This window comes from Nigerium sp. (genome assembly GCF_039811905.1).
GTDB lineage: Bacteria > Actinomycetota > Actinomycetes > Propionibacteriales > Propionibacteriaceae > Propioniciclava.
This window is the reverse complement of record NZ_JBDHZL010000001.1, coordinates 59,455-79,581: the sequence shown is the minus strand read 5'-3', so window position 1 is coordinate 79,581 and position 20,127 is coordinate 59,455. Positions and strand designations below refer to the sequence as shown.

At 70.5% G+C, this 20,127-nt stretch carries 18 protein-coding genes and 1 tRNA gene; 8 read left to right on the top strand and 11 right to left on the bottom strand.

What is annotated here, in order from left to right; all coding sequences use genetic code 11:
- Position 1: 1 nt before the first annotated feature.
- The 7 genes from prfA to lysA form a co-directional block, all read right to left on the bottom strand.
- The gene (prfA, locus tag WMJ97_RS00305) at positions 2-1,081 is read right to left on the bottom strand and encodes a peptide chain release factor 1 (RefSeq protein WP_347346953.1); all 1,080 of its coding nucleotides are present in this window, start codon (positions 1,079-1,081) and stop codon (positions 2-4) included.
- A 102-nt stretch (positions 1,082-1,183) separates the two neighbouring features.
- A complete protein-coding gene (rpmE, locus tag WMJ97_RS00300; protein ID WP_347346952.1) occupies positions 1,184-1,399 on the bottom strand; it encodes a 50S ribosomal protein L31 in 216 nt (71 codons plus the stop codon).
- 178 nt (positions 1,400-1,577) lie between these two features.
- Complete coding sequence (rho, locus tag WMJ97_RS00295) at positions 1,578-3,401, bottom strand: transcription termination factor Rho (RefSeq protein ID WP_347347039.1); 1,824 nt, start codon at positions 3,399-3,401, stop codon at positions 1,578-1,580.
- Between the two features lie 165 nt (positions 3,402-3,566).
- Positions 3,567-4,778 carry a glycosyltransferase 87 family protein gene (locus tag WMJ97_RS00290; protein ID WP_347346951.1) on the bottom strand — a complete coding sequence of 404 codons (1,212 nt, stop codon included), beginning with the start codon at positions 4,776-4,778 and terminating at the stop codon, positions 3,567-3,569.
- A complete protein-coding gene (gene thrH, locus WMJ97_RS00285) occupies positions 4,775-5,377 on the bottom strand; it encodes a bifunctional phosphoserine phosphatase/homoserine phosphotransferase ThrH (RefSeq protein ID WP_347346950.1) in 603 nt (200 codons plus the stop codon). Before thrH ends, WMJ97_RS00290 begins: the two co-directional genes overlap by 4 nt.
- A gap of 3 nt (positions 5,378-5,380) precedes the next feature.
- The gene (locus tag WMJ97_RS00280; protein ID WP_347346949.1) at positions 5,381-6,679 is read right to left on the bottom strand and encodes a homoserine dehydrogenase; all 1,299 of its coding nucleotides are present in this window, start codon (positions 6,677-6,679) and stop codon (positions 5,381-5,383) included.
- A 10-nt stretch (positions 6,680-6,689) separates the two neighbouring features.
- Positions 6,690-8,102 (bottom strand): diaminopimelate decarboxylase, encoded by a 1,413-nt coding sequence (gene lysA, locus WMJ97_RS00275; RefSeq protein ID WP_347346948.1) that lies wholly within the window; start codon positions 8,100-8,102, stop codon positions 6,690-6,692.
- Between the two features lie 153 nt (positions 8,103-8,255).
- On the opposite strand from lysA, the gene WMJ97_RS00270 reads away from it, so the two are divergent.
- From WMJ97_RS00270 to WMJ97_RS00260, 3 genes are all read left to right on the top strand, one after another.
- Positions 8,256-8,327: transfer RNA gene (locus WMJ97_RS00270), tRNA-Arg, on the top strand.
- 177 nt (positions 8,328-8,504) lie between these two features.
- Entirely contained in the window at positions 8,505-12,416 is a 3,912-nt protein-coding gene (locus WMJ97_RS00265; RefSeq protein ID WP_347347038.1) for a multifunctional oxoglutarate decarboxylase/oxoglutarate dehydrogenase thiamine pyrophosphate-binding subunit/dihydrolipoyllysine-residue succinyltransferase subunit, read from the top strand.
- A gap of 4 nt (positions 12,417-12,420) precedes the next feature.
- On the top strand, positions 12,421-12,606 hold the full coding sequence (locus tag WMJ97_RS00260; protein ID WP_347346947.1) for a DUF6104 family protein: 186 nt from the start codon (positions 12,421-12,423) through the stop codon (positions 12,604-12,606).
- A gap of 36 nt (positions 12,607-12,642) precedes the next feature.
- On the opposite strand, the gene WMJ97_RS00255 is transcribed toward WMJ97_RS00260, so the two are convergent.
- Positions 12,643-13,017 carry a hypothetical protein gene (locus WMJ97_RS00255; protein WP_347346946.1) on the bottom strand — a complete coding sequence of 125 codons (375 nt, stop codon included), beginning with the start codon at positions 13,015-13,017 and terminating at the stop codon, positions 12,643-12,645.
- A 237-nt stretch (positions 13,018-13,254) separates the two neighbouring features.
- On the opposite strand from WMJ97_RS00255, the gene WMJ97_RS00250 reads away from it, so the two are divergent.
- Positions 13,255-13,503 (top strand): WhiB family transcriptional regulator, encoded by a 249-nt coding sequence (locus WMJ97_RS00250; protein ID WP_347346945.1) that lies wholly within the window; start codon positions 13,255-13,257, stop codon positions 13,501-13,503.
- 2 nt (positions 13,504-13,505) lie between these two features.
- Here WMJ97_RS00250 and WMJ97_RS00245 read toward each other — a convergent pair whose 3' ends face one another.
- The 3 genes from WMJ97_RS00245 to WMJ97_RS00235 all read right to left on the bottom strand — a co-directional run bounded on the left by WMJ97_RS00245 (position 13,506) and on the right by WMJ97_RS00235 (position 16,195).
- Positions 13,506-14,963: a histidine kinase N-terminal domain-containing protein gene (locus tag WMJ97_RS00245; RefSeq protein ID WP_347346944.1), complete on the bottom strand. Its 1,458-nt coding sequence runs from the start codon at positions 14,961-14,963 to the stop codon at positions 13,506-13,508.
- A 343-nt stretch (positions 14,964-15,306) separates the two neighbouring features.
- A complete protein-coding gene (rsrA, locus tag WMJ97_RS00240) occupies positions 15,307-15,573 on the bottom strand; it encodes a mycothiol system anti-sigma-R factor (RefSeq protein ID WP_347346943.1) in 267 nt (88 codons plus the stop codon).
- Positions 15,566-16,195: a sigma-70 family RNA polymerase sigma factor gene (locus tag WMJ97_RS00235; RefSeq protein WP_347346942.1), complete on the bottom strand. Its 630-nt coding sequence runs from the start codon at positions 16,193-16,195 to the stop codon at positions 15,566-15,568. The genes rsrA and WMJ97_RS00235 overlap by 8 nt, the downstream gene beginning before the upstream one ends.
- A 182-nt stretch (positions 16,196-16,377) precedes the next feature.
- Here WMJ97_RS00235 and WMJ97_RS00230 point away from each other — a divergent pair, with 182 nt between their 5' ends.
- The 4 genes from WMJ97_RS00230 to WMJ97_RS00215 are packed head-to-tail and all read left to right on the top strand — an operon-like array spanning position 16,378 to position 20,084.
- Entirely contained in the window at positions 16,378-16,950 is a 573-nt protein-coding gene (locus tag WMJ97_RS00230) for a DoxX family protein (protein ID WP_347346941.1), read from the top strand.
- A gap of 16 nt (positions 16,951-16,966) precedes the next feature.
- Positions 16,967-18,226 (top strand): 3-phosphoshikimate 1-carboxyvinyltransferase, encoded by a 1,260-nt coding sequence (gene aroA, locus WMJ97_RS00225; protein WP_347346940.1) that lies wholly within the window; start codon positions 16,967-16,969, stop codon positions 18,224-18,226.
- Positions 18,219-19,232 carry a ribosome small subunit-dependent GTPase A gene (gene rsgA, locus WMJ97_RS00220; protein ID WP_347346939.1) on the top strand — a complete coding sequence of 338 codons (1,014 nt, stop codon included), beginning with the start codon at positions 18,219-18,221 and terminating at the stop codon, positions 19,230-19,232. The genes aroA and rsgA overlap by 8 nt, the downstream gene beginning before the upstream one ends.
- Before the next feature lie 36 nt (positions 19,233-19,268).
- A complete protein-coding gene (locus WMJ97_RS00215) occupies positions 19,269-20,084 on the top strand; it encodes an inositol monophosphatase family protein (protein ID WP_347346938.1) in 816 nt (271 codons plus the stop codon).
- Positions 20,085-20,127: the final 43 nt, after the last annotated feature.

Sequence of the window (20,127 nt, the reverse complement as noted above, 5' to 3'; positions counted from 1 at the left end):
GTCAGCGCTCGCCGAACTCGCCGAGCCGCTCGGCCAGGTCGGCGGCCTGCAGGGCGTCGATGACCGGCTGCAACTCCCCACCGAGCACCTGGTCGAGGTTGTGCGCCTTGTACCCGATGCGGTGGTCGGCGATCCGGTTCTCCGGGAAGTTGTACGTGCGGATCCGCTCCGAGCGGTCCACGGTGCGCACCTGCGACTTCCGCGCGGCCGCCGCCTCGGCGTCCGCGGTCTCGGCGGCCAGCGCGGTGAGCCGCGCGCGCAGGATGCGCATGGCCTGCTCCTTGTTCTGCAACTGGCTGCGCTCGTTCTGGCACGTCACGACGGTGCCGGTCGGCAGATGCGTGATCCGGACCGCGGAGTCGGTCGTGTTCACGCCCTGACCGCCCTTGCCCGAGCTGCGGTACACGTCGATGCGCAGGTCGTCGTCGTTGATCTCGATCTCGCTGTCGTCATCGACATCGGGCATCACCAGGACGCCCGCCGCGGACGTGTGGATGCGTCCCTGCGTCTCGGTGACCGGCACGCGCTGCACGCGATGGACGCCGCCCTCGAACTTCAAGACGCCGTACGGCATGTTCTCCGGCTCCGCGTTCCCGGACGCCTTCACGGCCATGGTCAGGGATTTCACCCCGCCCAAGTCCGTCTCCTGGGCGTCCAGCACCTCGGTCTTCCACCCGCGCGACTCGGCGTAGCGCGTATACATGCGGGCGAGGTCACCCGCGAAAAGCGCCGACTCCTCGCCGCCCTCGCCCGACTTGATCTCCAGCAGGGCGTCGTGGGAGTCGTTCGGGTCGCGGGGGGCGAGCAGCGCGGTCAGGCGCTCGGTCACCACGGCCAGCCTCTCCTCCAGCGCGGACGCCTCGGCCGCGAACGCCGGGTCCTCCGCGGCCAACTCGCGGGCGGCGTCCAGATCGTCGGTCAGGGCATCGTGCTCGGCCAGCGCCTTGACGATGGGCGTGAGCTCGGCGTACCGGCGCCCGATGCGGCGCGCGCGGCCGACGTCGGCGTGCGTCGCGGGGTCGGCGAGCTGCCGCTCGAGCTCGGCGAACTCGGTGCGCAACTGATCAGCGGACTCGAACATGGGCTCCCCAGGACGATGGCGGCGCGACCCGCGGGCGCCGCCCACGGGACGCAGAAAGCGCCGGGCCCAGGGACGCCCCTGGTGCCCGGCGCACGGTGCTGCTTACTTGGCCTTCCGGTTCGCGTACCGCTTCTGGAAGCGCGCGACGCGGCCGCCCGTATCGAGAATCTTCTGCTTGCCCGTGTAGAACGGGTGGCACGCGGAGCAGACCTCGGCGCGGATCTGGCCGCCCTTCGCCGTGCTGCGCGTGGTGAACGTGTTGCCACAGGAACACACGACGGTGGTCTCGTGGTAGTCGGGGTGGATGCCCTGCTTCATGGTGTTTTCTCCTCGTGAGTCAGGCGCCGGGTCGCCTCAGTCGCTGCTGGGCCCGCTGGTGGGCCGCGGCGTGAACCGGCACCGAGGACCTAGTTTGCCGTAGGCCCCCACGTTTGGCCAAAACGCGACGGGGCCCGGGGCTATTCCCGCCGCCCGGCCGCGCCGCGTGCGGCCCTGATCAGTCGTTGTTCGGCGTCGTCCGGGAGATGACGTGCAGGAACTCGAGGTTCGTGGACGTCTTCTTCAGCCGGTTGATCAGCATCTCCAGCGCCTGCTGGTCGTCGAGGCCCGACAGGACGCGGCGCAGCTTCCAGATGATGGAGAGCTCCTCGCGCGTCATCAGTTGCTCCTCGCGACGCGTGCCGGACGCGACCGGGTCGATCGCCGGGAAGATGCGCTTGTCGGCGAGCTCGCGGCGCAGGCGCAGCTCCATGTTGCCGGTGCCCTTGAACTCCTCGAAGATCACCTCGTCCATCTTCGAGCCGGTCTCGACCAGCGCCGTCGCGAGGATCGTGAGCGACCCGCCGCCCTCGATGTTGCGCGCCGCGCCGAAGAAACGCTTCGGCGGGTAGAGCGCGGCGGAGTCGACACCGCCGGACAGAATGCGTCCGGACGCCGGCGCGGCCAGGTTGTAAGCCCGGCTCAGACGCGTGATGCCGTCGAGCAGCACGACCACGTCGTGGCCGAGCTCGACCAGGCGCTTCGCCCGCTCGATCGCCAACTCGGCGATCGTCGTGTGGTCGTCGGCGGGACGGTCGAACGTGGACGCGATGACCTCGCCCTTCACGCTGCGCTGGAAGTCGGTGACCTCCTCGGGGCGCTCGTCGACCAGGACGACCATGAGGTGCACCTCGGGGTTGTTCGCCGTGATCGAGTTCGCGATCGACTGCATCACCATCGTCTTGCCGGCCTTCGGCGGGCTGACGATCAGGCCGCGCTGGCCCTTGCCGATCGGGGCGACGATGTCGACGATGCGGCCCGTCATGTTGGTCTGGGTGGTCTCCAGCCGCAGCCGCTCCTGCGGGTACAGCGGCGTGAGCTTGTTGAACTCGGCGCGGCCCTTGGCGTTCTCGGGGTCGTCGCCGTTGATGCTCTCGATCCGGACGAGCGCGTTGAACTTCTCCTTGCGCTCCCCCTCCCGCGGCTGGCGGATCGCGCCGGTGACGACGTCGCCCTTGCGCAGGCCGAACTTCTTCACCATCGACAGCGAGACGTACGCGTCGTTCGAGCCGGGCAGGTACCCCGTCGTCCGGACGAACGCGTAGTTGTCGAGCACGTCGAGGATGCCGGAGACCTGGACCAGCACGTCGTCGTCGGTGACGACCGGCTCGGCCTCCAGCCGCTCCAGGTTACCGCCGCCCCCGCCGCGGTTGCGGCGGTTCTGCCGGTCCCGGTTGCGCCGGCGACGGTTCCGGCGGCCGCCGGAGTAGTCGTCGTCGTCCCGGCGGGAGTTGTGCTGGTTGGTGCTCTGGTTGTTCTGGCCGCCGTTTTGCTGCTTGGCCTCGTGGTTGCCTCGCTGCTGCTGGCCCTCGTCGCCGTCGTCTCCCTCGGAGCGCTGGCGGTCGGAGCGGTCGCGCCGGCGGCGCCCGCCCTCCTGGGCGAGCTGCTCGAGCCGCGCCGCGACGTCGTCGCCGCCCGCGGACGCCTGCGCACCCTCGGCGCCCTGCTCGCGCGAGCTCTGCTGGTCGGAGCCGCCCTGATCGGACGCCGGCCGCTCGGCCGGCAACGGCGCCTGGTCGGCCTGCTTCGCCGGGGCTTCGGACGCCTCCCGGCCCTCGCCGCCGCGTCCCGCGCCCTGCTCGGGACGGGCGCCGTCGCCGTCTCGGGATGAGCGGGAGCGGTCGGGGCCGCCGGACTGCGCTGTGCGGATGGCGGCCACCAGGTCGGACTTGCGCATCGCGCCGGTCCCCTTCAGGCCCATGGAGCTCGCCAGCTTCTTCAGCTCGGGCAGCAGCATGGACTCGAGTCCGGACCCACCGCGCTTGGCGGGAGCGGATTCCATCGTGTCGGTCACGGAGTTCCTTTCGGAGTGACTGCCGGCAGGCGTCGCCGCGCGTCGGTACCGGGCAGCCCGCTCGCAGAGACGAGCTCAGACTGGGAAAATAAATGTGCGGATCACAAGGATCGCAGCCCCTAGGGGGGATCATCGGGGCAGGCGGCGATTGCGCTACCGCGAGTCTAGCACCACGTCGGGGGCATCGGTCGAGCGCGCCGCCCGCGCGCCGCGCAGCCCGTAGAGCAGCCCCATGACGAGCAGCGCGACGCCCGCGACGACCCCGATGTTGTCGACGACCTGGTGCAGCGGCGGGTAGGTCCGCTCGACGCCCTCGCCGCCCGGTAGCTGCTTGAACGGCGCGTACGCGGTCCAGATGCAGTAGAACAACCCGAGCAGGCGCAGCGGCTGCGGGAGGTGCGGACGCCGCAGCAACACCGCGGCGAGCGGGACGACCCACACGTAGTGGTGAGACCACGAGATCGGCGAGGCGAGCAGCGAGGTGAACCCCGCAAGGCAGATCGCGAGCGTCGCCTCCCCCGCCTTGTGCATCGCGACCGCCGCGGCGATGCCGACCAGCGCCACGATCGCGCTGATGACCAGGCCGCCGCGGCTCAACTCGCCGAACAACCGTGCCCACACGCCCATGACCGACTGGTTGGTCTTGAACTCGATGCCGCTGTTGATGCCGCTGTTGCCCCCGACGAGCCCGAGCCAGTACGTGCGGCTCGCCCCGGGCAGCAACAGCCAGGTCAGGGCCGTCGCGCCGCAGAACCAGGCGAACGCCATCAGGCCGGGCTTGCGGCGTCCGGAGAAGAAGTTGTACGCGGCGACCGTCGCCGGCGTCAGCTTGACGGCGGTGGCCAGGCCGACCAGCCAGCCCTCCGGCAGGATGCGCCGGCCGAGCAGCCGGCGTCCGGGGGCCGAATCGAGCACGGCCGCCCCCACGAGGATGATGCCGAGCTGGCCGAACCCGAGCGTCTCGCGGACGGGCTCGACGAGCCAGACGGCCGCGGTGGTGAGCAGCGACAGGCGCCACCCGCCGAAGCCCAGTCGGTACAGGATGCCCATCAGGACCGTGACGTTCAGGAAGAGCCACGCGAACTGCGCGACCGCGAGCGGGACGACCCCCCACGGCACGGCGAGGAACGCGGCGAACGGCGGGTAGATCCACGGCAGCTTGCCGTACGGGGTGGCGTAGAAGTCGCGGCCGGCCAGCAGATCCTCGGCGGCCCGGCGGTAGACGTCGAGGTCGATCATCGCCGGCGCCCACGGCTCGAAGTTGCCCCCGGCGATCGTCGTCGCACCGGCCCAGAGGGCCGCCACGTAGGGCGGGATGATCCAGATCAGCCACCGCCGCATCCGGGCGGCGAACTCTCGGTTCACGACCGCCCGGCCCGGGTGAACTCCGCGCGCAGTTGGTCGAAGTCGGTGGCGACGGGGAACTGGCCGAACTCGGCGACGACGTTGGCCGGCGGCCGGAACAGGATGCCCGCCTCCGCCTGCGTCAGCATGCCCGTGTCGTTATAGGAGTCGCCGGTGGCGACCACCCGCAGGTTCAACGACTGGAACGCGCGCACCGCCTCGGTCTTCGCGTTGGGCTGGCGGAGCCGGTAGCCCACGATGCGGTCGTCGGCGACCTCGAGGTTGTGGCACAGCAGCGTCGGGTAGCCGAGCTGAGCCATCAGGGGCATGCCGAACTGGTAGAAGGTGTCGGAGAGGATGACCACCTGATAGCGCTCGCGCAGCCAGTCCAGGAAGTCGGCCGCCCCCGGGACCGGACCCAGGCCGGCGATGACCTCCTGAATCTGCGAGAGCCGGATGCCGTGGGCGTCCAGCACGCGGAGGCGGTGCCCCATGAGCTCGTCGTAGTCGGCGATGTCCCTCGTCGTGAGCCGCAGCTCATCGACCCCCGTCCGCTCGGCCACGTTGATCCAGATCTCGGGGACGAGCACCCCTTCGAGGTCGAGGCAGGCGAGGTCCATCGGTCACATTCCTTCCACGCGCAACACGCGGATACCCTGGCGCACGTCCGCGAAGGTTTCCAGTTCCGACACGGTCGATCGGACGGCCTCGTCGGTCGCCACGTGCGTGGTGACCATCAGCCGCGCTCCCCCGCCCTCGGTCGAGTGCGGGGCCTGCCGCACCGACTGCAGCGAGACGCCACCGCGCGCGAAGCAGTCGGCGACGCGGGCCAGCACGCCCGGAGCGTCCCGCACCACCATCGACACGTAGTACCGGGACGACGACATGCTCGCGCTGGCGATCGAGCGATTGCTGTGCAGGGACGCCCGCGGCCCGGCCACGCCGCGCACCCGGTTGCGGGCCGCGGTCACGACGTCGCCCATGATGGCGGACGCCGTCGGCGTCCCGCCCGCGCCGGGGCCCATGAACATGAGCCGCCCGGCGTTTTCGGACTCGACGAACACGGCGTTGTACGCGCCCCGGATCCCGGCGAGCGGGTGGTCGAGCGGCACCATCGTGGGGTGCACCGCCACGGCGATCGAATCCTCGCCGGCCAACTGGCAGTCGGCGAGCAGCTTGATGACGCAGCCCATGTCGTTCGCGGCCTCGATGTCTTCCGGCGTCACCGCGGTGATGCCCTCGCACGAGACATCGTTCAGCGTCACGCCCGTGTGAAAGGCGAGGCTGGCCAGCAGTGCGGCCTTGGCCGCGGCGTCCTGCCCCTCGACGTCGGCCGTCGGGTCGGCCTCGGCGTAGCCCAGTTGCTGCGCCTCGGCGAGGGCCTCGGGGAACGTCGCGCCGGTGGAGTGCATCTGGTCGAGGATGTAGTTCGTCGTGCCGTTCACGATGCCCTTCACGGCGATGACCCGGTCGCCGATCAGCGACTCGGCGAGCGGCCGGATGATCGGGATCGCCCCGGCGACGGACGCCTCGTAGTACAGATCGACCCCGGCGTCCGCGGCGGCGGCGAAGACCTCGGCCCCGTGGGTGGCCAGCAGGGCCTTGTTCGCCGTCACGACGGACGCCCCCACCGAGAACGCCTTGAGCATGAGCGTTCGCGCCGGCTCGATACCGCCCATCACCTCGATGACGAGGTCCAGGCCCGGCTCGTCCAGCAGCGCGGATGGGTCGGTCGTCAGGAGCTCCTCGGGGACGCCGGGCCGCGGCCCGGCAGTCCGGACGCCGATGCCGACCAGCTCGAACGGGCGCCCGATCCGCGCCTGGAGCTCATCGGCCTCGTTCAGCAGGAGGCGGGCCACCTGCGACCCGACCACCCCGCACCCCAGCAGGGCCACCCGCAGCGGCCCAGTGCCCTTGTTCATCACGGCTCTCCTACTCGCCCGAAAGGCCCCCGTCGAGGGCCAGCAAGTCGTCCAGCGTCTCACGCCGGATCAGCGTCGACACCTTACCGCCCCGCACCGACACGACGGCCGGGCGGGGCGTGTAGTTGTAGTTGCTCGCCATCGACCGGCTGTACGCGCCGGACGCCGGCACCGCCAGCAGGTCTCCCGGGGCGACGTCGCCCGGCAGGAACACGTTGCGCACGAGGATGTCGCCGCCCTCGCAGTGCAGCCCGACCACGCGGGACAGCTCGACGGGGGCGTCGCTGGCCCGGTTGGCGAGCACGGCGGAGTACTCGGCGGCGTACAGCGCGGGACGAATGTTGTCGCTCATGCCGCCGTCGACACTGATGTACCGGCGGGTCTGGCCGCCGCCCACCTCGACGTACTTCGTCGTCCCGACGGTGTAGAGAGCCGTGCCCGACGGCCCGCTGATCGTGCGGCCGGGCTCCACCGAGAGGTGGGGTCGCTCGAGGCCGAAGGCGCGGCACTCGTGGTCGACGATCCCCTCCAGGTCGCGGGCGAGCTCGTCCACGGGAGCCGGCGTGTCGTCCGTGGTGTACGCGATCCCGAAGCCGCCGCCCAGGTCGAGCTCGGGCAGCGTGACGCGGGTGGCCTCCTTGAACTGGCTCATCAGCCGCAGCGTCCGGCGGGCCGCGACCTCGAAGCCGTTCGTGTCGAAGATCTGGCTGCCGATGTGGCTGTGGATGCCGCGCAGGTCGATCGTCGGGCTGCCGTAGCAGCGGACCATCGCGACGAGCGCCTGACCGCCCGAGATCGAGAAGCCGAACTTCTGATCCTCATGCGCCGTGGCGATGTACTCGTGCGTGTGCGCCTCGACGCCCGTCGTCACCCGGATCAGCACCTGCGCCCGGACGCCCAACTCGGTCGTCAGGCGCTCGAGGCGTCCGATCTCGTCGGCCGAGTCGACCACGATGCGGCCCACGCCCCGGGTGAGCGCGAGCCGCAACACCTCGTCGGACTTGTTGTTGCCGTGGAGCGCGATGCGGGCCGGGTCGAACCCGGCGCGCAGGGCGACGACGAGTTCGCCGTGGCTGCTCACGTCCAGGCACAGGCCCTCGGAGTCGATCCAGCGGGCGACGTCGGCGCACAGGAACGACTTGCCCGCGTAGTAGACGCTCCACGCCTCGAAGGCGTCGCGCCAGGTGCGCGCGCGGTCCCGGAAGTCGACCTCGTCCATGACGTAGACCGGCGACCCGCACTGCCGCACCAGCTCGTCGGCCGTCAACCCCCCGATGCGCAAGCAGCCGTCGTCGGCGCGCGTCGCCGTCGAACTCCACAGGCCGTCGGCGAGCCGGTTGGCGTCGTCGGGCTTCCGCAGCCACACGGGGGCTGCGGAGGTGGCATCGGCATGGATCGATCCGGCGACGTGCATGTGGGTCATGGGTTCAAACTCTGCCAGAGTGCTGTTTCAGCGCAGGCCCGGGCCCAGCCGCTGGACCCCGCCCAGGACGGACGCCGTGCGCGATGACCGCCGTCGGGCTGCTATGCTGAACGTCGCTTCGCGGGGCAGGCGCCAGCCGGCCGCGCGAGACAGGCCCCCATAGCTCAGGGGATAGAGCACCGCCCTCCGGAGGCGGGAGCGTAGGTTCGAATCCTACTGGGGGCGCCTTGGCTGGACCGTCCGCGAGGCCGCGGGCCCAGGGCACGAATCAAGCAGACCGGTGGTCGGATTTGTCCCGATATCGAGATATCCCGAGCGCCCGCGTTCTCTTGGCGCGTCGACTTCGTTAGCATGGAACGGGCGGCCCAGACCGGCATGCCCGAGACGTGAGGGAAGAAGGCGATTGTGGCGACGGCGCCAGACAACCAGGACATCTCCACAGACTTCGGAGCCAACGATTGGCTCATCGAGGAGATGTACGAGCAGTACCAAGAAGACCCCGGGTCAGTGGACGCCGTGTGGGCCGAGTTCTTCAAGACCCCCGGCAACCGTCCGGGTGGCGACGACGCGGCCGCGGACGCCGCGCCCACGAAACAGCCGCAGGCCGAGCCCAAGAAGCCGGCGCAGCCTCAGGCCGAGAAGCCGGCGTCCGAGGCGACGAAGCCTCAGCCCGCACCCGCGCCGAAGAAGCCGGCGCCCGAGGCGTCCGCCCCGAAGCCGGTTCCGGCCGACAAGCCCGCTCCCGCACCCCAGCCCGCGGTCCAGCAGGAGACGCCGGCGTCCTCGAAGCCCGCGCCCGCGCAGGCGAAGCAGACGCCCAGCCAGCGTCCCAAGAAGTCGAACGGAACCAAGGGCCCGAGCGACCCCGGGTCCGCCGGCGGGCTGTCGGCCAACCGGCCCGCCACGGCCGCGAAGCGCGAGGCCAAGGAGGGCCCGACCAAGACCGTCATGCGCGGCGCGCCGATGCGCACCGCGAAGAACATGGACGCGTCGCTCACGATGCCGACGGCGACGACGGTGCGCAACATCCCGATGAAGCTGGTGATCGACCAGCGGCAGATCATCAACGACCACCTGCGGCGCACGACGGGCGGCAAGATCTCGTTCACGCACATCATCGGGTACGCGATGGTCCGGGCGCTCGTCCTCGTGCCCGACATGCAGCACTCCTACGAGGTGGTCGACGGCAAGCCGAACCTCGTCACGCCGAGCTCGATCAACCTGGGCCTGGCCATCGACCTGAAGAAGGGCGACGTCCGGCAGTTGCTCGTGCCGAACATCAAGCAGGCCGAGGACATGTCGTTCCTCGAGTTCTGGCGCGCCTACGAGGCGCTGGTGAAGAAGGCCCGCGACGGCGCGCTCACCGTCGACGACTTCGCCGGCACGACGTGCTCGCTCACCAACCCGGGCGGCATCGGCACGAGCCACTCGGTGCCGCGCCTCATGAACGGCCAGGGCGTCATCCTGGGCGTCGGTTCGATCGACTACCCGCCCGAGTTCCAGGGCGCGAGCGACACCAAACGCAACGAGCTCGCGGTCTCGAAGATCACGACGCTGACGTCCACCTACGACCACCGCGTGATCCAGGGTGCGACGTCGGGCGAGTTCCTGAAGGTGATGCACGAGCTGCTCATCGGTCAGCACGACTTCTACGACGAGATCTTCTCCTCCCTCCGGGTCCCCTACCAGCCCATCCGCTGGATGGAAGACGACGCGGCGCATCGCGCCTTCGAGGTGGGTAAGGGCGCGCGGGTCATCGAACTCATCGACAGCTACCGCTCGTTCGGGCACGCGCTGGCCGACCTCGACCCGCTCGAGTACCGGCAGCGCTGGCACAAGGACCTGCAGATCGAAAGCCACGGCCTGACGCTGTGGGACCTCGATCGGGAGTTCCCCGTGGGCCGCTTCGGCGACCACGAAAAGGAGACGATGAAGCTCCGCGACATCCTGACGCAGTTGCGCCAGTCGTACTGCGGCAGCGTCGGCGTCGAATACATGCACATCGCCGACAACGAACAGCGCCGCTGGATGCAGGAGCAGTTCGAGCACCCGGCCACCCGCTGGCCGCGTGAGGAGCACCTGCGCATCCTCGACCGCCTCAACGAGGCCGAGATCTTCGAGACGTTCCTGCAGACCAAGTTCATCGGTCAGAAGCGGTTCAGCCTCGAGGGCTCGGAGTCGATGATCGTCATGCTCGACGAGATCTGCGAGGAGGCGGCGAACGCCGAGCTCGACGAGGTCTGCATCGGCATGCCCCACCGCGGACGCCTGAACGTGCTGGCCAACATCGTCGGCAAGAGCTACGGGCAGATCTTCCGCGAGTTCGAGGGCACGGTCGACCCCAACGGCACGATGGGCACCGGCGACGTCAAGTACCACCTGGGCGCCGAGGGCGAGTTCACGGCGACGTCGGGGGCGTCCATCAAGACGTCGGTCGCCGCGAACCCGAGCCATCTCGAGGCCGTCGCCCCCGTGCTGGAGGGCATCGCCCGGGCCAAGCAGGATCACCTCGGCCCGCCCGATGACGACGACTACTACCCCGTGCTGGCGATCCTGCTGCACGGCGACGCCTCGTTCGCGGGGCAGGGCGTCAACTACGAGGTGCTGCAGATGAGCCAACTGCGGGGCTTCAAGGTGGGCGGCACGATCCACGTGGTCGTCAACAACCAGGTGGGCTTCACGACCGCGCCGAGCGAGTCGCGCAGCTCGGTGTACTGCACCGACCTGGCGAAGTCGATCTCGGCGCCGGTCTTCCACGTGAACGGCGACGACCCCGAGGCTGTCGCACGTACCGCGCAACTCGCCTTCCGCTACCGTCAGCAGTTCCACAAGGACGTCGTGATCGACCTGGTCACCTACCGGCGCCGGGGCCACAACGAGGGCGACGACCCGAGCTTCACCCAGCCGCTGATGTACGACCTGATCGAGCAGAAGCGCAGCGTCCGCAAGCTCTACACCGAGTCGCTCGTCGGTCGCGGCGACATCACGCCCGAGGACGCCGACGAGGTCGTGGAGAAGTTCCGCGCCCGCCTGGAGAGTGTCTTCAAGGAGGTCCGCGACTCGAAGGAGGAGGACGACGACGCGTACATGCGCGCCCCCTTCTACCCGGCCAAGCTGGGCAAGGACCAGGGCACGTCGATCTCGCGCGAGACGATGCTGGCGATCGCCAAGGCGCAGGTGACGTTCCCGGAGGACTTCTCCGTCCACAAGAAGGTCCGCCCCCAGCTCGAGCGGCGGGCCAAGGCGATCGAGCAGGGCAACATCGACTGGGCCACGGCCGAGTCCTTGGCGTTCGGCTCACTGCTCATGGAGGGCCGCAACGTCCGCGTCGTCGGGCAGGACACGCGCCGCGGCACGTTCTCCCAGCGCTTCGCCGCGGTCGTCGACCGGCAGACGAACGCCGAGTACGTCCCGCTGAAGCACCTGTCGGACGACCAGGGCCAGTTCTACGTCTACGACTCGCTGCTGAGCGAGTACGCGTCGATGGGGTTCGAGTACGGCTACTCCGTCGCGTCCCCGCAGGCGCTGGTGTGCTGGGAGGCGCAGTTCGGCGACTTCGCGAACGGCGCCCAGGCCATCGCCGACGAGTTCATCAGCTCGGGGTTCGCCAAGTGGCAGCAGAAGTCGGGCGTCGTCCTGCTTCTGCCCCACGGCTACGAGGGGCAGGGCCCCGACCACAGTTCGGCGCGCATCGAGCGGTGGCTCCAGCTGTGCTCCGAGGGTGCGCTGGCCGTGTGCCAGCCGTCGACGCCGGCGAGCTACTTCCACCTGCTGCGGACGCACACGTACGTGAACTGGCACCGTCCGGTCGTCATCCTGACGCCCAAGTGGATGCTCCGGCACAAGGCGGCGGTCTCCCAGGTGGAGGACTTCACCAACGGCAGCTGGCAGCCGGCGATGGCCGACCCGACCATCTCCGACCCGAGCAAGGTCCGGCAGGTCATCCTCTGCACCGGCAAGATCCGCTGGGAGCTCTACAACGAGCGCACCAAGCGGGGCTTGGAGGACGAGGTCGCGATCGTGACCCTCGAGCGGCTCTACCCGCTGCCGACGAAGGAACTCGCCGGCATCCTGGAGCCGCTGCGGCACGTCACGGACGTCCGCTGGGTGCAGGACGAGCCGATCAACCAGGGGGCCTACCCGTTCCTCCAGGCGGCTCTCCCACCGGCGATGGCGGAAGCGATGCCCGGCCACGAGTTCGCCATGAAGGTCGTCGCGCGGCCCGCGGCGTCCGCCCCGTCGGTGGGTCTGGCGCACGTCCACGCCGAGCAGGCGGCCGAGCTCATGGAGCAGGCCTTCGCGAAGCCGGAGTGATCGGGTGTACTTCACCGATCGCGGCGTCGAGGAGTTGGAGGCGCGCAGGGGCGACGAGGAGGTGACCCTCGCGTGGGTCGCCGAGCAACTGCGCGTCTTCACCGACCTCAACCCCGACTTCGAGGTGCCCATCGAGCGGTTCGCCACGTGGCTGGCCCGGCTCGACGACCCCGACGACGACCTCGAATAGCCCACCCGGACGCCGACCGCACCCGGACGCCCCGGCTCAGCCGGGGCGTCCGGTCAGTTTCAGGGCCCTCGTGGACGCCGGCGCCACCGCCCCGGCGACGACGGCCACGCACACGGCCGCGCCCGCCCAGGCCCAGGGCTGGTGTGTCGCGAAGCTCACCATGCTCGCCAGGTGGATCAGAGCGGCCGCCACGACGGGCCCCCGCGCCCAGCCCCGCAGCCGCCACAGAAACACCGCCGCGACGCCCACCACCGCGCCCCAGGCCAGCAGGAACGCGGCCACCCCTCCGGCCGCGGCTCCCCCGGACGCCAGCGTGAGAGCCGCGACGACCACGAGAAACCCCGCGGAGGCGAGCGTGCCCAGCACCGCGACGACCAGGGGAAGGGGGCGTCGCGGGGACGAGGTGGTCATCGGGGTCTCCTGGGCGTCGGGGCGGTTCACCCTGGGCAGACTAGAGCCCGCGGGCGACGCAGCGCGGCTCCTGGGCCGCCTCCACGTCCGACCGGCGGGACTCCGCATGGCAATCCGTGCAACCTCTTGTTTTAGTGCTCGGAACTTGCCAATCTTGTGCGGGTGCCGCGTCCCGCACTCCGGGGCGCGTCTGTCGTTTCACTCGAACTCCAAGTTCTCTAAGGAAGTGGTTGCCGCATGGATTGGCGTGATCGCGCGGCCTGCCTGACGGAGGATCCGGAACTGTTCTTCCCCGTGGGGAACACCGGTCCTGCCATCATGCAGATCGCCGAAGCCAAGAAGGTGTGCGAGCGCTGCGACGTCCGCGCCGAGTGCCTGCAATGGGCTCTCGAAGCAGGCCAGGATCACGGAGTTTGGGGCGGCCTGAGTGAGGACGAGCGGCGCGCGATGAAGCGCCGCAACGCCCGCTCCCGGGTCCGCTCCTGACCTCAGCCGATCGGGATCTCGACGCGAGCGACGGTGCCGGCCCCTCCGGGGAGCGACTCCATCGCGAACGTCCCTCGCATATCGGCCACGAGCGTGGAGACGATCGAGAGCCCCAGGCTCTTGGTCTGCTTCCCGATCTCGAACCCCTCCGGTAACGGTTCACCGTCGTTGACGACCTCGACCACCAAGCGTCCGTCCTCTTGATGAGGGCGGACGCTCAGCGTTCCGGGCCCGTCCTGCAGCCCGTGCTCGATGGCGTTCTGCGTGATCTCGGCGAGCACGAGCGACAGGTTCGTGGCCACATCGGCCGGCACGTTGCCGAAGGTGCCCTCCCGCTTGAAGCGCACGAGCGCCTGCGACGTCGCGACGTCGCGGACCATCGACAGGAGCCGGTCGGCGACGTCGTCGAAGTGGACGGTCGTGTCGAACGCCTGCGACAGGATCTCGTGCACCACCGCGATGGCCCCCACGCGCTTCTGGGCGTCGTTCAGGGCGCCCTCGGCGTCCCCCGACTGCGTCCGCCGGGCCTGCAGCCGCAGCAGCGCCGACACGGTCTGCAGGTTGTTCTTGACGCGGTGGTGGATCTCGCGGATGGTCGCGTCCTTGGTCATCAGCAGGCGGTCGCGCTGACGCAGGTCCGTCGTGTCGCGCAGCATCAGGAACGCGCCGCAGGGGCCCGAGTCGTCGCGCAGGGGCTGCATCCGCATCAGCACGGACGCATGCTCGGTCTCGAACTCGATCTCCCACGGCGCGTTGTCGCCGAACGTCGCCGCCCGCTCCATCGGCATCCGGACGCGGCCCGCCAGCGACTTCATCACCTGGCCGATGTTCTCGCCCTCCAGATCGTCGATGAGGCCCATGCGCCGGTGGGCGCTGATCGCGTTGGGGCTGGCATACGTGATGATCCCGCGCGCGTTCACCCGGATGCACCCGTCGCCGACGCGCGGGCTCTGCCACTGCCGCAGCGCGTTGTGCACCATCGGGAACTCCCCGCGCCACACCATGCCGCGCAGGATCTGCGCGGTCTCCAGGTAGGTGTCCTCCAGCGCACCCGGCGCCCGGACGCCCATGCGGTTCGTGTGGATCTCCACGACGCCGATGACCCGCCCGGCGCGGGAGATGGGGATCGCCGTGACGTCGACGGGAATGCCCGCGTTGGCGGCGTTCGCGGACATGTGGCAGATCTGGCCGGACAGGTAGGCCTCGGTGACGAGGTGCTCGGGCTCGTAGGAGATGTCCTCCCCCACCACGTCCTCCTCGAGCGCGGTCGGCCCGGTCGTCGGGCGGATCTGCGCGGCCGCCCAGAAGATGTTGTCGTCCACGTCGGGGACCCACAGGATCAGGTCGGAGAACGACAGATCTGCCAGGATCTCCCACTGGCGCACGAGCTGCCCGAGCCAGTCGGTCTCGTCGGCGTTGAGCGCGGTGTGCTGGACGATGACGTCGAACATGGACAGCATGCGCCCACCCTACTGACGCCCCCGCCCCCTCAGTCGGACGCCGGACGCCGCGTCCGCAGAGATTTGGGACGCCGGCGGCGTCCATGGCAAAATGGCACTTCGCGCCCCGAGGGCGCGCCCACGAACGTACGCACACGAGGAGAACGACATGGGTAAGGGTGGCCGCAAGCGCCGCGCCCGGCGCAAGAACAAGGCGAACCACGGCAAGCGCCCGAACGCGTGACGCTGCCGCATCAGGCGTGACGAGGCCGGCGACGCCGGCGTCCGAAAGAAAAGCCCCCGTCGTGAAGACGGGGGCTTCGCTGTGCTCAGGGCGGGAAGGCGTCCGCGGGGACGCCCCACCTCACTGCCGACGGACGATCACCTCGGTGTGGCTGTAGCGCATCACCAGGCGGGCGCGCAGACCGTCGGGCGCGGGCGGACCGCCGCAGCACCGCTTCACGAGCGCCTTGACCGCGGCCTCGGCGTCGGCAACGTCCAGACAGTCCTCGCACGCGTCCAGGTGGCGCCGGATCTCGTCGGCCTCGGCCTCGGTCAGCTCCCCATCCAGGAAGGCGTCGACGTGACGCATCGCCGCGTGGCAGTCGATCTCGCCGTTCTCGTCATGCATCGGACTCCGCCCCCTTCCCGATCCCGTATTCGCGTGCGTGATCGGCCAGCAGCGTCCGCAGTTGGCCGCGGCCACGGTTGAGCCGCGACATCACGGTGCCGATCGGGGTGCCCATGATCTCGGCGATCTCCTTGTAGGAGAACCCGTCGACGTCGGCCAGGTAGACGGCCAGCCGGAAGTCGGGCGACAACTGGGCCAGCGCCTCGGTGACCGCCGAGTCGGGCATGCGATCCAACGCGTCCATCTCCGCGCTGCGGAGGCCGTCGGAACTGTGCTGCCCAGCGCGGGCGAGCTGCCAATCCTCCACGTTCTCGCCGTCGGAGAGCTGCGGCTCGCGCTGCTTCTTGCGATAGCTGTTGATGTAGGTGTTCGTGAGGATGCGGTACAGCCACGCCTTGAGGTTCGTGCCCGGCTTGAACTGGTGGAACGAGGCGTACGCCTTCGCGTACGCCTCCTGCACCACGTCTTCCGCATCAGAGGGGTTGCGCGTCATGCGCAGCGCGGCACCGTACAACTGATCCATGAACGGCAGCGCGTCGCGCTCGAAGCGCTCGTCACGCTCGTGCGGGGTCTCCTGGGCGAGGTCGACCGAGTCGGTGTCGGAAGCTGGCGGCAGAGTCATCGCGTACGAGAGTACCGGGCTCCGCAGCCCGCTGCGGCCACCCGCACGGGCACTGGGTTCGGCGATCGTCATGCTCACGACCTGTACAACCCGTCCAGTGGGCGGCATATTCCGGCCACGCGGACGCCACACGCCCGGCGCCAGGGGTTGGCCCGGCGGCCCATCCGCGCTAGTAATAGGGCATGAACCTTCTACGTGGAGTGGGCCGGGCCATGCTGGCCACCGTTTTCGTCTCCAACGGGGTCAAGGCCCTGAAGGATCCGGAGGCTCTCGTACCGGCGGCGGAGCCGCTCGCCGCGAAGTTCGTCCCGCTGGCGCAGCGCACGCTCCCCGAGGCCGTGAGTGCCTACGTTCCGGAGGACACCAAGAACCTGGTGCGTCTCAACGGCGTCGCGTCCATCCTCGGCGGGCTGGGGATGTTCACGAACATCTCGACGCGGGGCGGCGGCACGCTCGCGGCCGTCTCGATGCTGCCGCACCTGATCGCGTCCAACCCGCGCGGGGCGGCCGACAAGAAGGCCGCGCGCTCCATCTTCCTGCGCAATCTGGCGCTCACCGGGGCCGCGCTCGTCGTCAGCCAGGACACCAAGGGCAACCCCAGCCTCGGCTGGCGCGCCAACGACTTCAGCTACCGGCTGGGGCAGCAGGCGCGCAAGCGTTCCGAGTCGCTGGCGAAGGACGCCGAGCGGTTCGGCAAGCGCACGCGCAAGCAGCTCGACCGGTCCACGAAGGACCTCAAGGCGAAGCTGCCGTGACGCACCTCGCCGGGCCGTGCCGGTGAAATGGGGCGCCCCGACCCCGGGGCGCCCGGTCACCGGTCGTGTGGTGGTGCCCGGCTCGAAGTCGGCGACCGCGCGCGGGTACGTGCTCGCCGCGCTCGCCGATGGCCCCTCGACGCTCACCGGCGTCCTTGACGCGCGCGATACCCGCCTGATGCGCGCGGGGCTGTCCGCGCTGGGGGTCGGGTTCGTCGACGCGGGCGACGGGGTCGTCCGCGTCGATCCCCCCGCCCGGTTCGTGCCGGGCGCGGTGGAGGTCGGCCTCGCCGGCACAGTCATGCGCTTCCTGCCCCCGATCGCCGCGCTGGCGTCGGGGCGTTCGTCGTTCTCCGGGGACGCGGAGGCGTCCGCGCGGCCCGTCTTTCCGCTGCTCGACGGCTTGGGTCAGGTCGGCGTCCGCGTCGACCATCCCGAGGGGCTGCCGTTCGCCGTGTGCGGCGCCGGGGGCGTCCCGGGGGGTGAGGCGACGATCGACGCCTCCGGCTCCAGCCAGTTCGTCTCAGGGCTGCTGCTCGCGGGCGCTCGTTTCGACGGCGGGCTGACGCTGCGTCACGAGGGGCCCCCGCTCCCCAGTCCGGCCTACATCGGCATGACGGTGGAGATGCTGCGCCGGCGCGGCGTCCTGGTGGAGGCGACGGGGCCGACGTCCTGGCGGGTCGAGCCCGGAGCGATCGCGGCGTCCGACGAGGCCATCGAGACCGACCTGGTCAACGCGGCCACCTTCTTGGCCGCCGGCATGGTGACCGGCGGCACGGTCGAGCTCGCCTGGCCGGCGGTCACCCTACAGGCGGGCGACGCGATCCTGGCCGCGTTGGAGGCGTTCGGTGCGCGCGTCACGCGGCTCCCGGACGCCGTGCGCGTCACGGCCGACGGCCTCACCGGCGCCGACGTCGACCTCGTCGACGCCGCCGAGCTGACGCCGATCGCCACGGCCCTGGCCGTGTTGGCCGACGGGCCGTCGCGGCTGCGAGGGGTGGCGCACATCCGCCATCACGAGACGGACCGGCTCGCGGCCCTGGCCGCCGAGTTCGGGGCGCTGGGGGCGGACGTCCGGGAGACGGCGGACGGGCTGCAGATCACACCCGGACGCCTCACCGGCGCCGAGTTCCACACGTACGCCGACCACCGGATGGCCCACGCCGCCGCGGTCGTCGGGCTGGCGGTCGAGGGCGTCGTGCTGGACGACGTCTCCTGCACGACGAAGACCATCGCCGACTTCCCGCGCCTGTGGGAGGGGCTCGTCGGTGGGTAGGCACGGCTACGGGCGCGACGAGGAGGCGTCCTACGGGCGTCCGCCACGGCGGACGCGCCCGCGGACGAAGGATCGCCCCGACTACTCCGACGCCGAGACCGGCCGCGTCCTGACGGTCGACCGCGGCCGCTATCGGCTGCTGCTCGACAACGCCGACGGCCGCCGCGAGGTGCTCGCCACGAAGGCCCGCCAGTTGGGCCGCAAGGGCGTCATCGTCGGCGACGAGGTGCGCGTGGTCGGCGACACCTCGGGCAGCGAGGGCACGCTCGCGCGCATCGTCGAGGTCGTCGAGCGCACGACGGTGCTGCGCCGGACCGCCGACGACGACGACCCGTCGGAGCGTCCGATCGTCGCGAACGCGGACCAACTCGGCATCGTGACGGCCCTGGCCGACCCGCCGCCGCGTCCCGGCATGATCGACCGCATCCTGGTCGCCGCGTACGTCGGCGGGTTGGCCCCGCTGCTCATCCTCACCAAGGCCGACCTCGCCTCCCCGGACGCCCTGGCGGCCGAATACGCCGACCTCGACCTCGACATCGTCGTCACCGAACCGGACGCCGACCTCACCGAACTCCGCGACCGCCTCGCCGGCCACACGACCGTGCTCGTCGGCCATTCGGGCGTCGGCAAGTCGACGCTCGTCAACGCGCTCATCCCCGACGCCGACCGCGCGACCGGCCACGTCAACGTCGTCACCGGGCGCGGCCGCCACACGTCGACGTCGGCCATCGCCCTCCCCCTCCCCGCCCCGGGCGGCTGGATCATCGACACCCCGGGCGTCCGGTCGTTCGGGCTGTCGCACGTGACCGCCGACGCGATCGTCGCGGCGTTCGGCGACCTCGCCGAGATCGTCGAAGACTGCCCCCGCGGCTGCCAGCACGACTCGTCGGCGCCCGAGTGCGCCCTGGACGCCGCCGTCGCCGACGGACGCCTCCGCGCGAGCCGTCTCGACTCGTTCCGCCGGATGGAACGGGCGTGGATGACCCCGCCGAGCTACGACCGGTGACGCGGTCGCCTCGCCGCGCCCGATAGGCTCTCCCCCATGGTTGATCAATCCCTCCTGGACGACCTGCGCTTGGCCCACGTGCTGGCCGACAACGCGGATTCGCTGACGATGACGCGGTTCAAGGCGCAAGACCTCCAGGTGACGACCAAACCCGATCTCACCCCCGTGTCCGACGCCGACGTCGCCGTCGAGGAGGCGATCCGTCGCACCCTGCGGCGCGCCCGCCCTCGCGACGCGGTGCACGGCGAGGAGGGCAGCGACACCGGCTGGGGCCCGCGCCGGTGGGTGATCGACCCGATCGACGGCACGAAGAACTTCGTCCGCGGCGTCCCGGTGTGGGCGACGCTGATCGCGCTGATGCAGGGCGAGGAGGTCGTCGTCGGCCTCGTGTCCGCGCCCGCGCTGCAGAAGCGCTGGTGGGCGTCCAAGGGTAACGGCGCGTTCACGGGCAAGACGCTCATGAGTGCCAGCCGCATCTCCGTGTCGCGCGTCGACGCGGTCGCCGACGCCTCGCTCAGCTACAGCTCGATCGGCGGCTGGGTGAACTCGGGGCGTGGGCAGGCGTTCGTCGACCTGCTGCGCGACTGCTGGCGCACCCGCGCCTACGGCGACTTTTGGAGCTACATGCTGCTCGCCGAGGGTGCCGTCGACATCGCGACCGAGCCCGAGCTCGCGCTGCACGACATGGCCGCGCTGGTGCCGATCGTCACCGAGGCCGGCGGGCGTTTCACGAACCTGGACGGCCGCGACGGCCCGGTGGGCCCGGGCGCGCTGGTCACCAACGGGCTGCTGCACGACGAGATGCTGGGCCGCCTCGCCCCGCTCGAAGACACGCTGGAGATCGAGGGCTGAGGCGTCCGGACGCCGTGGCATGCGGCCGGCGTCCGGACGAACC